Origin of the sequence: Longicatena sp. 210702-DFI.1.196 (assembly GCF_020563125.1) — a bacterium.
GTDB lineage: Bacteria > Bacillota_I > Bacilli_A > Erysipelotrichales > Erysipelotrichaceae > Longicatena > Longicatena caecimuris.
In genome coordinates this window covers 1-410 of record NZ_JAJCPX010000107.1, presented here as the reverse complement: position 1 = coordinate 410, position 410 = coordinate 1, and the positions used below count along the sequence as shown (strand labels likewise).

Here is a 410-nt window from a genome sequence, read left to right as displayed (position 1 = left end):
GGACAGGTGGCAGACCCGGAAAAACTGGACAATGACTCATTTATCCAGCAGGTAATGTCGGATGTAGAGCAGATCGCAGCTGTTGAGACAGAGCAGACTTCCAAAGTTGCTATTTCCGATGAGGAATATGACGCAGTTCGCCGCCCAATTCCGCAAAGAACCTCCTATGACCCAGCCGCCCCGGTCTATGCCGTGAGCGATACCGTGTATATCGAGGATGACGCCTATCAGATCACCGAGCTGCGGGAGGACACCGTACAGCTTCTGCCCACCGGGATGGTATATCCCATCTACCGGGCAGAGCGCAAAGAACAGTTCGAGCAGCTGCTTCGGGCAGACCGTCGCAATGCTTACTATACCGAGTTTCTTCCTATTGACCCGGACAAGGCAGATCAGGACTTGCGGGATGT

The 410-nt window shown here is 54.1% G+C and carries 1 protein-coding gene; it reads left to right on the top strand.

Annotation, left to right across the window (positions count from 1 at the left end):
- Nucleotides 1-410, top strand: a 410-nt coding sequence (locus LI241_RS15575) for a hypothetical protein (RefSeq protein WP_227160471.1), incomplete at both ends; no start/stop codon positions are given.